The 13,786-nt window shown below is 66.1% G+C and carries 15 protein-coding genes; 8 read left to right on the top strand and 7 right to left on the bottom strand.

From position 1 onward, the window contains the following. The first annotated feature begins 8 nt into the window (after positions 1-8). Both AC59JP_RS08535 and AC59JP_RS08530 read left to right on the top strand, forming a co-directional pair. Positions 9-908 carry a dienelactone hydrolase family protein gene (locus AC59JP_RS08535; RefSeq protein ID WP_497325321.1) on the top strand — a complete coding sequence of 300 codons (900 nt, stop codon included), beginning with the start codon at positions 9-11 and terminating at the stop codon, positions 906-908. A 55-nt stretch (positions 909-963) separates the two neighbouring features. Next, entirely contained in the window at positions 964-2,517 is a 1,554-nt protein-coding gene (locus AC59JP_RS08530) for an HNH endonuclease signature motif containing protein (RefSeq protein ID WP_497325320.1), read from the top strand. Positions 2,518-2,545: 28 nt separating this feature from the next. Here the strand turns inward: AC59JP_RS08530 and AC59JP_RS08525 are convergent, their stop codons facing one another. Next, positions 2,546-2,992 carry a MarR family winged helix-turn-helix transcriptional regulator gene (locus tag AC59JP_RS08525; RefSeq protein ID WP_497325319.1) on the bottom strand — a complete coding sequence of 149 codons (447 nt, stop codon included), beginning with the start codon at positions 2,990-2,992 and terminating at the stop codon, positions 2,546-2,548. Between the two features lie 57 nt (positions 2,993-3,049). Here AC59JP_RS08525 and AC59JP_RS08520 point away from each other — a divergent pair, with 57 nt between their 5' ends. Continuing rightward, positions 3,050-3,871: an alpha/beta fold hydrolase gene (locus tag AC59JP_RS08520; RefSeq protein ID WP_497325318.1), complete on the top strand. Its 822-nt coding sequence runs from the start codon at positions 3,050-3,052 to the stop codon at positions 3,869-3,871. Between the two features lie 15 nt (positions 3,872-3,886). Here the strand turns inward: AC59JP_RS08520 and AC59JP_RS08515 are convergent, their stop codons facing one another. Further along, positions 3,887-4,309, bottom strand: a complete 423-nt coding sequence (locus AC59JP_RS08515; RefSeq protein ID WP_497325317.1) for a DUF6069 family protein — start codon at positions 4,307-4,309, stop codon at positions 3,887-3,889. A gap of 57 nt (positions 4,310-4,366) precedes the next feature. Further along, the gene (locus AC59JP_RS08510) at positions 4,367-5,893 is read right to left on the bottom strand and encodes a PucR family transcriptional regulator (protein ID WP_497325316.1); all 1,527 of its coding nucleotides are present in this window, start codon (positions 5,891-5,893) and stop codon (positions 4,367-4,369) included. Positions 5,894-6,021: 128 nt separating this feature from the next. On the opposite strand from AC59JP_RS08510, the gene pruA reads away from it, so the two are divergent. After that, positions 6,022-7,650, top strand: coding sequence for an L-glutamate gamma-semialdehyde dehydrogenase (gene pruA / locus AC59JP_RS08505; RefSeq protein WP_497325315.1), 1,629 nt, complete (start codon positions 6,022-6,024; stop codon positions 7,648-7,650). Positions 7,651-7,655: 5 nt separating this feature from the next. Beyond that, positions 7,656-8,594: a proline dehydrogenase family protein gene (locus tag AC59JP_RS08500; RefSeq protein WP_497325314.1), complete on the top strand. Its 939-nt coding sequence runs from the start codon at positions 7,656-7,658 to the stop codon at positions 8,592-8,594. Positions 8,595-8,604: 10 nt separating this feature from the next. On the opposite strand, the gene AC59JP_RS08495 is transcribed toward AC59JP_RS08500, so the two are convergent. From AC59JP_RS08495 to AC59JP_RS08485, 3 genes are all read right to left on the bottom strand, one after another. Then, the gene (locus AC59JP_RS08495; RefSeq protein WP_497325313.1) at positions 8,605-8,847 is read right to left on the bottom strand and encodes a hypothetical protein; all 243 of its coding nucleotides are present in this window, start codon (positions 8,845-8,847) and stop codon (positions 8,605-8,607) included. Between the two features lie 45 nt (positions 8,848-8,892). Further along, positions 8,893-9,648 (bottom strand): anti-sigma factor, encoded by a 756-nt coding sequence (locus AC59JP_RS08490; protein ID WP_497325312.1) that lies wholly within the window; start codon positions 9,646-9,648, stop codon positions 8,893-8,895. A gap of 142 nt (positions 9,649-9,790) precedes the next feature. Beyond that, positions 9,791-10,303, bottom strand: a complete 513-nt coding sequence (locus tag AC59JP_RS08485; protein WP_497325311.1) for an Lrp/AsnC family transcriptional regulator — start codon at positions 10,301-10,303, stop codon at positions 9,791-9,793. Positions 10,304-10,398: 95 nt separating this feature from the next. Here AC59JP_RS08485 and ald point away from each other — a divergent pair, with 95 nt between their 5' ends. From ald to AC59JP_RS08470, 3 genes are read left to right on the top strand one after another with little or no spacing between them, the layout of a single operon-like run. Then, positions 10,399-11,484: an alanine dehydrogenase gene (gene ald / locus AC59JP_RS08480; protein WP_497325310.1), complete on the top strand. Its 1,086-nt coding sequence runs from the start codon at positions 10,399-10,401 to the stop codon at positions 11,482-11,484. Between the two features lie 31 nt (positions 11,485-11,515). Beyond that, positions 11,516-12,172, top strand: coding sequence for a nitroreductase (locus AC59JP_RS08475; RefSeq protein ID WP_497325309.1), 657 nt, complete (start codon positions 11,516-11,518; stop codon positions 12,170-12,172). Positions 12,173-12,189: 17 nt separating this feature from the next. After that, positions 12,190-12,891, top strand: coding sequence for a dienelactone hydrolase family protein (locus tag AC59JP_RS08470; RefSeq protein WP_497325308.1), 702 nt, complete (start codon positions 12,190-12,192; stop codon positions 12,889-12,891). Between the two features lie 10 nt (positions 12,892-12,901). Here AC59JP_RS08470 and AC59JP_RS08465 read toward each other — a convergent pair whose 3' ends face one another. Beyond that, positions 12,902-13,786 carry an ABC transporter gene (locus AC59JP_RS08465; RefSeq protein ID WP_497325307.1) on the bottom strand — a complete coding sequence of 295 codons (885 nt, stop codon included), beginning with the start codon at positions 13,784-13,786 and terminating at the stop codon, positions 12,902-12,904.

Genomic DNA, 13,786 nt, shown 5'->3' with positions numbered 1-13,786 from the left:
ATCGAGTCATGACGCCGTTCAAGCGCTACATCGCAGAGGAAATCGCTGTCGATCATGCGGAGGGGCTGTTCACGCGCCGCGAAGCGTTGCGACGCCTGGCCCTGATGGGTATCACCGCCGGGGCCGCCACGACGCTGCTCGCCGCATGCTCCACCGACAGCAGTCCGGGTGCGCAGACTTCGACTACCGAGCCGACGACGGCTTCGCTGCCGCCCGGGATGGCGACTGCCGTGGACACCGAGGCGATCACGTTCCCCGGCCCGACGGCAACGCTGCAGGGCTCGTGGGCGGCCGCCGCGAACCCCAAGGGCGCTGTTCTCGTTCTCCACGAGAACAAAGGTCTGACGGACCACATCCGTTCCATCGCAGGACGTTTGGCAGGTGCGGGGTACTCGTCACTGGCCATCGACCTCCTGTCGGAGGAGGGTGGGACCGCGTCCTTCACCGACCCCGCGGAAGCGACGGCGAAGCTCTCCGACATCACGACGGAACGGTTCACCGCGGACATGAAAGCCGGGCTCGACGAGCTGAAGAAGCGTGCGTCGGGTGCCAAGCTCGGCGCGGTCGGCTTCTGTTTCGGCGGCGGTCTGGTCTGGACTCTCCTGGCCTCGAACGAGCCGAGACTGGCTGCGGCAGTGCCGTTCTACGGCCCGCTACCCGACAACCCGAGCTTCGCAGGCGACACCGCTGCGGTGCTGGCGATCTACGCCGGTCTCGATTCGCGAGTCAACGCGTCGCAGCCCGCGGCCGCAGCAGCGCTCCAGGCAGCGGGACTGAAAAACGAGATCGTGACGGTCCCGGACGTCGATCACGCCTTCTTCAACGACACCGGTGCGCGCTACCAGCCGGCCGCGGCGGCGCAGGTGTATCAGCAGGTGCTCGACTGGTACGGGACGTACTTGGCCTGAGCCTGGTTCGCACGCATGTTCGAAAATTGTCGGTGGGTCTCGCTACAGTTTGGGCATGCTTTCGGGGGGAAGTTCGCACGGGGAGGTCGGTGCGGCATCACATCACATCGGTGACGATGTGTTCGCCGGCTTGCTTTCGGCTGTGGAGAGTTCGGTAGAGGTGTTGGTGTCCGAAGACGCCGCGTGTGTGGCGACCGAGGATCTGCAGCAGGTGTGGTCGGCGGCAGTGCGGCTGGGACGAGTACTGGATGCGGCCTCGACCACCTGGTTGGCGCAGATCCTCGACACTGGTGGGTTCGTCGGTGTGTCAGGGTCGACCGCGCACACGATCGGGGCTTTTCTGAACTGCGCCACGCCTGAAGGGTCGGCTCGGATCAAGCGTGCGGGTTTGCTTGCGCCGCGGACGCTGCCGTCGGGCGAGAAGCTCGAGCCGGTGTTCCCTACGACAGCGGCGGGGGTGTCGGACGGGGTGGTCACCGATAAGCACGTGTCGGTGGTGGAGACGTTCTTCGCGGAGCTGTCCGACGAGGTGGACGTGGAGACGCGGGAGCGCGCCGAGCGGCAGTTGGGGATGCTGGCGCGAGAGGTCCGGCCTCGCGAGTTCGCGGTGGCGGCAACGCGGTTGGCGCGGTTGATCGATGAGGACGGATCGGAGCCACAGGACCGCCCGGAGAAGAAGCGGACGCCGTTCGTGTTCTACGGCAAGCAGGGTAAAGACGGTTTGACGCCGGGGAAGTTTCTGCTCGACGCGGAGGCGCTCGCGATCGCGGAGGCGGTGGGCGCGAAGCTCGGGAAGCCGGGGGCGGGGACGGGGACGGAGGCTGGCGTTGACGAGGAGCCTCGGCCGGACGCGGACGACCGATTGGACTTGGACCTGGGTGATTCTGGCCTCGACGACACCGAGGCTGACGACACCGAGGCTGACGTGACCGGTGCAGATCCCGCGGACGCCTCCCGCACCAATGCCACACCACCGCACTGGGATCTGCGGTCCGCCGGTGAGCGTCGCCACGACGCGCTGAAGGTGATTTTGCGGTCGTACCTCGCTTCGGGGCAGGCCGGTACGCACCGTGGTGTGCGTTGCGTGCCGATCGTGACGATGACTCTCGATCAGCTCGAAAAGGCATCCGGGGTGGCGCTCACGGCAACCGGGTCGACTATTCCGGTGCGTGATGCGCTGCGGATGGCATCGGGCCAGCACGCGTTCCTTCTGCTTCTCGATGAGCACGAGCGGCCGCTCTACTTCGGGCGGACCAAGCGATTGGGATCCGAGGATCAGCGGATGGTCCTCTACGCCACCGAACGCGGGTGCACGTTTCCCGGGTGTTCGAAACCGGGGGTGTGGTGCCAGGTGCACCACACCGACGAATGGGTGGTCGACGACGGGATGACCGACATCGACACGTTGACGTTGGCGTGCGAGGAGCATCACCGCATCGTGGGGCCGGGCGACAACGACTGGGCCACAACGATTGCCGGCGACGATCATCCCTATCCGGGGAGAACGTTGTGGCACCCACCGACAGCATGGGACAGGTCTCGAACGGGACGGGTAAACCACTTCCATCATTCGGAAGAATTGCTACGGGACCCGGATGGTCAACGGTGACGACATACGTCGTGGCACAAGTCTGTGCTCAGTCGCCTGGTCGGCGGACCGCGCTCCGCATGCTGTCGAGAAAACGATCGACGACCTGTCGTTCATGTGGCGTCAGTCGTTCGATTTCGGTCGACGCGGCATCGAGGACGGGGCCGAAGAAGTGCGAACCCAATTCGACCGCCTCGGGCGTAACGCCGACCGATACCCGTCGGCGATCGGCGGAATCCCGTTCTCGTCGTGCGTGTCCCGCCGCGACGAGTCTGTCGACCAGTGCAGTAACGGAGGCGGATTCCAGTCCCAACTGCTTACCCAGATACCCCGGCGATGCGGGAACGCCGGCCCGTTGTGCGTCGAGGAGGCAGATCAACGCGCGGACGTCGGTGGGGTGCAGACCGTTGGTGCGCGCGAACTCTGCCGCGAGGAGGTTCAGATCGACAGTGAGAGCGCGAAGCTTGTGCACGAGCGCGTCGGTGTTCTCTGCCATACCCAAAACTATCACCTTGATCTAGTATCTCGATTATCGAGATAATTGGAGGTGACTGTGTCGACTGCTGAGTTCTTCCGCGCATACGACCGCGTGCTGGCCACATGGCCGGTGCAGGTGGAGCAGGTGGATGTCGTGTCTCGTTACGGCACAACGCGAGTCAACGTCTGCGGCTCGGGTTCACCGTTGGTTCTGCTGCCCGGAGGCGGTGCGACGTCAACGGTGTGGTGGGCGAACGTCGCTGCGTTGAGTCGGACTCGTCGGGTGTTCGCCGTCGACCCGATCGGTCAACCGGGGCGCAGCACCGCCGGATCCGAACCGATTCGACACCCGGACGATCTGATGTCCTGGCTGAGTTCGGTGCTCGACGGTCTCGACATCGACAGGGCCGACATGGTGGGCCATTCCTACGGCGCGATGATCGCGTTGGCCTACTCGCTGAGTGCCCCGAGCAGGGTCCGCAATCTCGTTCTGCTCGATCCCAATTCGTGCTTCGCCGGAATGAACCCGATGTACGTGGCCCGAGCAATCCCACTGCTGCTGCGCCCGACCTACCGTCGCCAACTCGCGCTGATCGAGTGGGAGACCGGTGGCGCGGCACTCGACGAGGATTGGGTTCACCTGCTCGGACTCGGGGCCGCGGACTTCCCGTCGGCCAAGACGGTGGTCCCGCGAAGGCCGAGCGGTCAATCGTTACGGTCCGTGGCGAACGCCACCGTCATCCTCGCTGCGAACAGCAAGGTGCACAACGCAACCCGCGTACGCGGCAAGGTTCCTGACAAGATTCGGACCGTCGTGGTTCCCGGCTGCAGTCATCACACCATGCCCTTCGACCCGTCCGACGAGATCGACAAGATCATCCTGGATGCTCTGGTGTGACGACCTACGCGCAACTCACCGCGCAGAGGACCGCATGGCCTCCAGGCCCGCCACGAGCACGACAGCAATCACCACGTGCATCAGCGACAACGCGACGGTGCTGACACCGTCGAAGTCGGCCTGCACGGTCAGCACAATTGTTCCCACCGCGACGACGGCCCCGACAACCTGGGCGATGCGGATGACGCCGGCCCATTTCAGCGAGATCAGCGCCGCCAGCGCGGTGCCCACGAGCAGCGGCAGGACGGTGAGCATGATGACGCCGCCCGGTGCCGCGGGGAAGACCTCACCGTTGTCGGTGAACTCGAACGACCCGCCGAGGGCGAGGCCGACGAGCCACAGGATCAGATTGATCACCAGTGCGGCGACGACCATCGCGGCAACTGCGCGAGGACGTGTGAGAACGAAGGAACGCGAACGAGATGCTGTTGTGGTCACGGTGACTCCTGGTCCGTAGGGGTTGGTGCCAGTACAGACATCACCGCCCGCACAAACTCATCGCGACAGCACAGCCAACTGCACAGCGGTCAGCAACCGTGCCGCCGGATCCGACAGGTCGATGCCCGTGATCTTCTCGACGCGGCGAATGCGATAACGCAGGGTGTTCGGATGTACCTGCACCATGTCTGCGGCGGCGCGCACGTCGCCGAGCGCGTCCAGATACGCCTGGACGCTTCGGCGCATGTCGGCCGAATTCTTCTCGTCGTAGGCGACGAGAGCGTCCAGGCGCGGATCGTGCAGGTCGTCTCGGGAGGCGACGAGGTCGAGAATTTCACCGAGCAGCACCGACGTTCGGGAATCGGCGAGCGTCGTCACCCGCTCGGTCGTCGTACCGTCGAGCACCCGGTCCACTTCGGCGCGGGCGGCCGCAACCGCGGTCAGATCGGCGATCGGTGACGCGACTGCGGCGCGGAGCACGAGCCCGGATCTACTCTCGATGCCGCCGACCAGAGCACGGACCCACGACGACACCGCGTCGGGCGAGTGGATGGTCGGAATGAGGAGATAAATTCGTCGACCGATGGTGGTGACCAGGGATTCACGTTGAAAGGCGCTCGCCCGCAATCGGATCGACGCGGACAGCGATGCGTCCGCGTGGTCGAAACCGACGACGGCAGCCGGGCCCGACATCGGGAGCGACAGCGACGCGGCCAGTGACGGGACGTCGACGCTTCCTCCCTCGGCTCCCAGGAGGCGCTGAATCTGCAGGGCTTCGTTGGTCGGAGCGTCGCGGATGCGAGTGATCAATCGGGCGGCTACCGCGGTGGCGCCCCGTAGGACCGCATCGGCGTCGTCCGCGATAGGGGACTTTCCTTCCTGAATCCAGATCGATCCCAGCGTTGTCGAATCCTCGGAGTTGCTGCGTATCCCGGCGACCAGGCGTCGGCGAATGCCGAGATCGTCGTGGGCGGGCACGTCGATCACGTCGTCGGTTCGCCGGAGTCTGTCGAAGATTCCCCATTCACCGAGTTGCCTCAAATAGGCTGCGGGCCCTTCTCTTCCGAGGATGGAGAGAGTGCGTAGTTCGTCGGCGGTGTCGGCGTCGGACGCCGAGTAGGCGAGCACGTGCGAGTGTTCGTCCTCGATGCTGACCATGCCCTTGGTCAGCGTGGCGACGGTGTGCGCGAGGCCGAAAAGATCGGTGTCGGGTTCGGGAGTATCCGAGTGGTCGAGTACGCGCCGAATCATCGGTAGCAGGCGGTCCCATCGAGCGTGGTGGTGGACGCAGACGACCGCCACGCCCGCGGCGTGTGCGGCCTGGCGAAGCGGATCCGACACGGCTTTGCTCATGACCACTCGAGGGAGTCGGTCGACGTCGCTCGACAGCCATGCTGCGGCGTCGTCGGCGCGAACGCCGACCAGCAGGCACAGGTGGGCGGTGGCGGCCCCGGCCTTCAGATTATCGGAGTCGACGAGGGTCACCGACTCGATCCGCGTCGACGAGTCGGCGGGCGGGACGACCAGCTCGACGAAGGTGTTGGTCAGTGCCGCCAGCAGCACGTCCAGCGATGCTCCGCTCACGTCGCCTCCTCTCACACCTTGGCCAACTCGCCAACAACCCAGACGATTCTTCGTCCGATCGGAAGAATACATCGCTATCCCCGAGGTCCAAGCTGAAATCAATCGCACCCAGACCCGGAGGTTTCACCATGGACGCCGTCACCGAAGTTCCCACCCCGACCAACGAGCCGGTCCGCGACTACGCCCCCAACAGTCCCGAGCGAGCCCGTCTGGTGACGCAGCTCGATCGCCTCGCCGCGAATCCGACCGAGATCAAGCAGGTCATCGGGGGAGCGCATCGCGTGGCTACGGGTGCGCCGGAGAACGTCGTGCAGCCGCACCGCCACTCGTCCGTGATCGGGACGTTCACCAACGCGAACCACCGGGACGTGCAGGACGCCATCGACGCCGCGGCGAAAGCTGCTCCCGCCTGGCGCGAGCTGTCCTTCGACGACCGCGCTACCGTGTTCCTGCGCGCCGCAGACCTCCTGTCCGGTCCGTGGCGCGAAACCATCGCCGCAGCAACGATGTTGGGGCAATCGAAGACCGCGTACCAGGCGGAGATCGACTCGCCGTGTGAACTGATCGACTTCTGGCGCTTCAACGTCGCGTTCGCACGTCGGATCCTCAGCGACCAGCCCGTGTCGTCGCCGGGAGTGTGGAACCGCGTCGAGTACAGGCCGCTCGAAGGATTCGTCTACGCGATCACGCCGTTCAACTTCACCGCCATCGCCGGCAACCTCCCGACTGCGCCCGCGTTGATGGGCAACACCGTCCTGTGGAAGCCGTCGCCCACCCAGGCGGTGGCCGCGTATCTGACGCTCCAACTCCTCGAAGCGGCCGGACTGCCCGCCGGGGTGATCAACCTCGTGCTCGGGGACGGTCCGACGGTCTCCGAAGTGGCGCTGAAGGATCCGCGTCTGGCGGGTATCCACTTCACCGGCTCCACCGCCACGTTCCAGCGCTTGTGGCGCGAGGTCGGCGAGAACATCTCCAACTACCACTCCTACCCGAGACTCGTCGGCGAGACGGGTGGCAAGGACTTCGTCGTCGCGCACAGTTCCGCCGATCCCGACGTGTTGACCACCGCCCTGGTTCGCGGAGCGTTCGACTACCAGGGCCAGAAGTGCTCCGCGGCGTCGCGGGCGTTCGTTCCGAAATCGGTGTGGGCGAAGATGGGGGACACCTTCCTGGACACCGTGTCGTCGCTCCAGTACGGCGACGTCACCGACTTCACCAACTTCGGCGGCGCCGTCATCGACCGAAAGGCGTTCGACCGCAACGCCGCTGCGCTGGACCGGGCCAAGAACACGGCGAGCCTCACCATTGCCGCGGGCGGAACGTGCGACGACACCGAGGGGTACTTCGTCGATCCGACGGTCCTTCTCGGCGACGATCCGACCGACGACGCCTTCCACACCGAGTACTTCGGACCCATCCTCGCCGTGCACGTCTACGACGACTCCCAGTACGCAGAAACGTTGGCGCGCATCGACTCCGGGTCCAAGTACGCCCTCACCGGCGCGGTGATCGCCACCGACCGCGGCGCGATCGAGCAGGCGAACAAGGCGCTGCGCTTCGCAGCCGGCAACTTCTACGTCAACGACAAGCCGACCGGTGCCGTCGTCGGCCAGCAGCCGTTCGGCGGTGCACGCGCGTCGGGGACCAACGACAAGGCCGGGTCGCCGCAGAACCTTCTGCGCTGGGCGTCCGCGCGCACCGTCAAGGAAACGTTCGTCGCCCCGACGAACCACCGCTACCCCCACCAGGAGGGCTGATCACCATGACCGTCAACATCGTTCGGCCCGCGCTGCTGGCTGCGGCCAGGTCGCGGAGGCTCGAGGGGATCGTCGGGAAATCGCGTGTCACCAAGAAGCTGGTGGACCGGTTCGTGCCGGGGAGCAGTGAATCTGCCGTGGTCGATGCTGCTCGCGCCCTTCTCGACTCCGGCCGCTGCGTGAGTATCGATTATCTGGGTGAGGACACGACCGACGAAGCGAAGGCCACGGCCACCGTCGACGCGTACCTGTCGCTCATTCGGGCGTACACCGGACTGACTGTGTCGGGGCCCGAGTCGCTGGAGGTCTCGCTCAAGCTGTCCGCCCTGGGTCAGTCGTTGCCGGGAGACGGCAACACCGTCGCGCTGCAGAACGCCCACAAGATCTGCTCGGCCGCGGACGCGGCGGGGGTGTGGGTGACGATCGACGCGGAGGACCACACGACCACGGACCGGACGCTGGCCGTCGTGAGGGAGTTGCGCAAGGACTTCCCGACCGTCGGGACGGTGCTGCAGGCGTACCTGAAAAGGACCGAGGACGATTGTCGTGAGTTCGCGGGCCCCGGTTCGCGGATCCGGCTGTGCAAGGGTGCCTATCAGGAGCCGGCCACCGTTGCGTTCCAATCGAAGGCAGACGTGGATGCGTCCTACCTCCGATGCCTGACCGTCTTGATGGAGGGTTCCGGGTACCCGATGGTGGCGTCGCACGACCCGCGAATGATTGCTGCCGCAACGACTCTCGGTGCTCGTCGCACTGCGCCGTTCGAGTTCCAGATGTTGTACGGGATCCGAGACGGAGAACAGGTCCGCCTCGCCTCGGAGGGTCATCGGGTGCGCGTCTACACCCCGTACGGCGACCAGTGGTACGGCTACTTCATGCGCCGCCTGGCGGAGCGGCCGACGAACCTGACCTTCTTCGTCCGGTCGCTGCTCTCGCGGAGCTGACCGAGGATCGTCATCGGTCGCGTCGACCGTCGAAGCTGGCGTCCCGGCATTCGTCGCCGAGTTCGGGGGTGAAGCGGGTGTCTCCGCACGTGCGGCACCGGTGCGTCCGGTGATGGCCGATGCCGCACGAGCAGGCTCGCGCTCCCACCAACACCGTGTTGGCGCCGAGCCGGTGACCGTTGCTGCAGGTGGTCGGCGCTTCTTCTGCCCACAGGCCGTTGGCCATGAGATGGAGTCGTCGCGGCCGGATCACCGACTCATCGTAGCGCGTGTTCGAACGTATGTTCGACGAACCGGATCAGGCTTGCAACGACACCTGAGCGATGGCGGCGGTGGTGGGCAGCGGCGAGCCTCCGGCCGGCTCCACCGTCACGGCGAACGTCGTCGCCGATGCGATGCCGTCGAGAGTGTGAGTGAGTGGATCGCCGGGTCCGATGATTCCGACGGACCGTGAGACGCCGTCTACCAGCCACAACTCGTACACCGAGCCCGCAGGCGGAGGGGCCATGTCCTCGAACGTGACCGAGCCCGTGTTCTGCGAGCGCGAGTAGGACACGGTGGCGGTGCCGCCGACGGTCATGTCGACCGACACGGTCCGCATGTCCGCGGCCTGCACCTGCGTGGGACCTGCGCTGTCACCGAGCTGGGTGGTCACGACGACGCCTCCGACGCCCACGACGACAACCGCTGCAGCCGCCGCGGCGACGATGCGCCAGCGGTTGCGCTTCTCGCGGTGTGCGTCGAGTGACGGCACGGCCGGGGGCGCCCACTCCTGGTGAGTGGCGTCCACGGCGTCGAGGATTCGAGACCGAAGTTCGACGGGTGCCGCGGTGCCGGTCCCGGACGACGCGACAGCCATGGTCTCGTGCACGTCGCGCATGATCGCGTCGAAGCTGCGCCTAGTGGGAGCTCCGGCGTTGTCGACACGGGTCATCGTCTCGTACAGCTCGGAAGCGGACATGGCGTCGAGAGCGCAGATGTATGCAAGCTCGACGAGATCGCGGTCGGGCAATGGATGGACTGTTCCGCCTGAGTTCGGACCGTTGTCACTCATCGACGTCTCGCCTCCATCCGTCTCGTAAGTTCATCGGTCACTTTCAGCTCACGTCACAGGCGAGCCCCGCATCGTCGGTGGCCGTTGATGTTTGCGTACAAGCGGTATTCGGATCGGGTGATGCATCGGATGGGAGTGGGGGCTAGGCGCGGGACCCGGTACGCGGTCGGACGTGCTCGAAGATCAGAATCGTCTCCGTCGCGGAGACGGATGGATGGGCGCTCAGGTTTCTGACGACGAAGTCGCGCAGGTGCGCGGAGTCGAGCATTGCGACGTGGATGAGGTAGTCGTCGGCGCCGGCGATGAAGTAGATGTTCAGCACCTCCGGCAACTCCGCGAAGCTCTGCGCGAAGTCGGTCAGATGCTGGCGTGCGTTGGCGTGAAGGCGCACCGCGATCATGGCCTGAAGGTCGTGGCCGAGTGCTGCGGGGTCGATGTCCGCGTGAAACCCGCGGATGACCCCTCGTTCCACCAACGACCGGACCCGGCCGAGGCACGTGGACGGAGCGATGCCGGCGTACGCCGCCAGCGCGTTGTTGGGCGTGCGGGCGTCCCGCGCGAGCTGTTCGAGCAGTAGTCGGTCGACGTCGTCGAGTCGAACATACTTCGAAGTAGCATCCCTCGGCATGGGCGTGATCGAAGATTCGCGTTCCATATCGCCAAACTACAGAATTATATTCCCAGGTGTTTCGCAATATCGGTCGAAACTTCAGAATTAGTGGCAACAAACCACAAGTCCGAGGAGACGACATGAAGATCGGTGTTCCCCGCGAGATCAAGAACCACGAGTACCGGGTCGCCATGACCCCGGCCGGCGTCCACGAACTGACGAGCCGCGGGCACGAGGTGATCGTCGAAGCCGACGCAGGAGCCGGATCGTCCTTCGACGACGCCGACTACAAGGCGGCCGGCGCTCAGATCGTCGTCACCGCGGACGAGGTCTGGCAGGCGGCGGACCTGCTGCTCAAAGTCAAAGAGCCGGTGGCCGAGGAATTCTCGAGACTCGGACGAGACCAGGTCCTCTTCACCTATCTGCATCTGGCCGCATCACGCGCGACGACCGACGCGTTGCTGGCCTCCGGAACCACCGCGATCGCGTACGAGACTGTGGTCGGCAAGGACGGTGGACTGCCGCTGCTGGCCCCGATGAGCGAGGTCGCCGGACGACTCGCCACACAGGCTGGCGCGTATCACCTGATGCGCCAGGGAGGCGGGCGCGGAGTACTCATGGGCGGAATTCCCGGCGTCGCTCCGGCGAAGGTCGTCGTGATCGGCGCAGGCGTCTCGGGCGCGAACGCAGTCGCCATGGCGCACGGACTACATGCCGACGTCACGGTGCTCGACCTCGACGTCGCACGACTGCGCGAGATCGACGATCGCTACCACGGCCAGGTGAAGACGTTGGTGTCCAACGCCTTCGAACTCGAGCAGGCTGTCCTGGGTGCCGATCTGGTGATCGGCGCGGTGCTCGTGCCCGGCGCGAAAGCTCCCACGCTGGTCTCCAACGCCCTCGTCGCGCGGATGAAGCCCGGGTCGGTCCTCGTCGACATCGCCATCGATCAGGGCGGATGTTTCGAGGATTCCCGGCCCACCACCCACGCCGATCCCACCTACACCGTCCACGACTCGGTGTTCTACTGCGTCGCCAACATGCCGGGCGCCGTTCCGCGCACCTCCACGTACGGGCTGACCAACGCGACGCTTCCCTACGTCGTCGCTCTCGCCGACCGCGGCTGGGAGGCGGCATGCGACACCGTGCCGGGTCTCCGAGCCGGCCTGAGCGTGCACGACGGACAACTGCTGTCCGAGACGGTGGCCTCGGCCCTGGGGTACTAGTCATCCGGGCGTCTGGTTATACGGTGCAGGTATGACGCTCGAAGACATCGTGAACGCGCGCTACAGCTGCCGGGCCTACCAGGACCGACAGGTGGACCGCGCGGACATCGAGAAGATCCTCCGGATCGCCCAGCGCACACCGTCGTGGTGCAACTCGCAGCCGTGGCAGGTCGTCGTGACCAGCGGTGAGACCACCACGGCGCTGGCCAAGGCGTTGGCCGAGGCGGCGGCGCAGGGACGCACCGGCACCGACATCCCGACGCCCGAGGAGTACCGCGGCGTGTATCAGGAGCGCCGCCGCGGCGCCGGATACGCCCTGTACGAGAGCGTCGGAATCGACCGCAAGGACCACCCGGCCCGCGCAGCTCAGATGGCGAAGAACTTCGAGTTCTTCGGGGCGCCGCACACCGCGATCATCACGTCCGACAAGTACCTCGGCACGTACGGCGCCGTCGACTGCGGAGCGTACGTCTCCACGTTCGTGATGGCCGCGCAGGAACTGGGCATCGCGACCATCCCGCAGGCCGCCATCGCCATGTTCTCCAAGGCGGTCCGTGAGTTCTTCGAGTTGCCCGACGATCGACTGGTGGTCTGCGCGGTGTCCTTCGGCTACGCCGACGACGACGCACCGATCAACTCGTTCCGAACGGATCGAGCATCGCTGGACGAGGCCGTCACGTTCGCGTGACCGACTAGGGTCGAGTGATGGCCACCATTGCGCTCGAGACCCCGCACGACACCATCGACGCCGTGCTGGAGATTCCCGAGGGGGAGGGTCCGTGGCCGGGGGTGGTCATCGTGCACGACGCCTTCGGTCTGAGCGAGGACGACAAGAACATCGCCCGGCGATTCGCCGATCAGGGCTACGTCACGATGCTGCCGAACCTCTATGCGCGTGGGGGATTCGCCCGCTGTGTCACGCGAGTCTTCCGGGAGATGCTCGGCCGACAGGGACGCTCGGTGGACGACTTGCTCGCCGCTCGTGATGCGCTGGCCGCACGCGCCGATACCACCGGAACCGTCGGGATCGTGGGTTTCTGCATGGGCGGCGGTTTCGCACTCGCGCTGGCGCCCAAGGGATTCGGGGTCAGCGCACCGTTCTACGGCCAGCTGCCCGAGGACATCGAAGAGTCGCTCACCGCGTCGTGCCCGGTGGTGGCGAGCTTCGGCAAGAAGGACCCGACTCTGAAGGGCGCCGGCCCGAAGCTGGAGAAAGTCCTACGGGACAAGGGAATCGAGCACGACGTCAAGACTTACGAGGGAGCGGGCCACGGCTTCGCGAACCAGTTCAAGCCGGGTATCGGCGCAACCCTGTTGCGCGTCGCCGGGTTCGGCTACAAGCACGAGCAGGCCGAGGACGCGTTCGCGCGGGTGTTCGCGTTCTTCGATCAGCACCTGACGAAGTAGGCGCCTACTTCTACCGCAGGGGCGCGGGCGGGCGGCTCTTGACCCAGCGGTTCGGGAGCCGTCCGACGAGCTCCCCCAGCGGATTGACAGCTGCGGCAAGCATTTCCGCCGTGTCCTGCAGGATGTCGATGCTCACGCTCATCTTCTGCAGGTTCGGCGCCAGCGAACTCAGCGTCGTCGCGAGATTGGACAACTGATCGAGCGGACCGTCCTTCGCGACGAGTCGCTCGATGGCGCCGCCCTCGGCGAGAAGCGTCTCCAGCAGACCGCCCTGGCGCGTCATGAGTTCGATCGGTCCGTCGTCGGCGGTCAGGCGTTCGAGCAGCCCGTCGTCGGCAGTCATGCGGTCGAACAGACCGCCGTCGGCAGTAAGTCGTTCGACGGGCCCGTCCATGGCGATCATGCGGTCGAGCAGGCCGCCCGGGGCGGTGAGGCGTTCGAGCGGTCCGTCGTCGGCAATCATGCGGTCGAGCAGTCCGCCCTCGGCCAACAGGCGTTCGAGCGGTCCGTTCTCCGCCGTGACACGGTCGAGAGGACCGCCGGGGGCCAGGATGCGCTCGAGCGGGCCGCCGTCCTCGAGCAGTCGGTCCAGGGTGCCGCCCTGGGTGGTGAGCCGATCCACCGCGCCGCCCGGTTCGAGCAGTCGGTCCAGCGGTCCACCTGCGCGCAGTGCGTGACCGAAGGCGCGGTCGTCCGAGGTGAGCTCCGACAGTTGACTGAGCAGGCCCAACGGCCCGCGAGGACCAGCCAGTGCTGCGGCGTTCATAGATCCCGTCGCTCCGGCGGCCAACGCCATCCTGGTGGTGGAGACCGCGACCTCGGCGATACCGACGGCGGATTCGGCGACGGCCAGGCCGGCGCGCACAGGCATTGTGACCGCGGACACCCAGTTCAT

The organism is Rhodococcus sp. 320_ES, from assembly GCF_059691855.1.
Note: the sequence above shows the minus strand (reverse complement) of the source record. Positions and strands in the feature narration are given on the sequence as shown.

Excerpts from the sequence above, each read along its gene's own strand:
- AC59JP_RS08535 (WP_497325321.1), top strand. The coding sequence starts at position 9 with ATGACGCCGTTCAAGCGCTACATCGCAGAGGAAATCGCTGTCGATCAT.
- AC59JP_RS08530 (WP_497325320.1), top strand. The coding sequence starts at position 964 with ATGCTTTCGGGGGGAAGTTCGCACGGGGAGGTCGGTGCGGCATCACAT.
- AC59JP_RS08525 (WP_497325319.1), bottom strand. The coding sequence starts at position 2,992 with ATGGCAGAGAACACCGACGCGCTCGTGCACAAGCTTCGCGCTCTCACT.
- pruA (WP_497325315.1), top strand. The coding sequence starts at position 6,022 with ATGGACGCCGTCACCGAAGTTCCCACCCCGACCAACGAGCCGGTCCGC.
- AC59JP_RS08500 (WP_497325314.1), top strand. The coding sequence starts at position 7,656 with ATGACCGTCAACATCGTTCGGCCCGCGCTGCTGGCTGCGGCCAGGTCG.
- AC59JP_RS08490 (WP_497325312.1), bottom strand. The coding sequence starts at position 9,648 with ATGAGTGACAACGGTCCGAACTCAGGCGGAACAGTCCATCCATTGCCC.
- AC59JP_RS08485 (WP_497325311.1), bottom strand. The coding sequence starts at position 10,303 with ATGGAACGCGAATCTTCGATCACGCCCATGCCGAGGGATGCTACTTCG.
- ald (WP_497325310.1), top strand. The coding sequence starts at position 10,399 with ATGAAGATCGGTGTTCCCCGCGAGATCAAGAACCACGAGTACCGGGTC.
- AC59JP_RS08475 (WP_497325309.1), top strand. The coding sequence starts at position 11,516 with ATGACGCTCGAAGACATCGTGAACGCGCGCTACAGCTGCCGGGCCTAC.
- AC59JP_RS08470 (WP_497325308.1), top strand. The coding sequence starts at position 12,190 with ATGGCCACCATTGCGCTCGAGACCCCGCACGACACCATCGACGCCGTG.
- AC59JP_RS08465 (WP_497325307.1), bottom strand. The coding sequence starts at position 13,786 with ATGAACTGGGTGTCCGCGGTCACAATGCCTGTGCGCGCCGGCCTGGCC.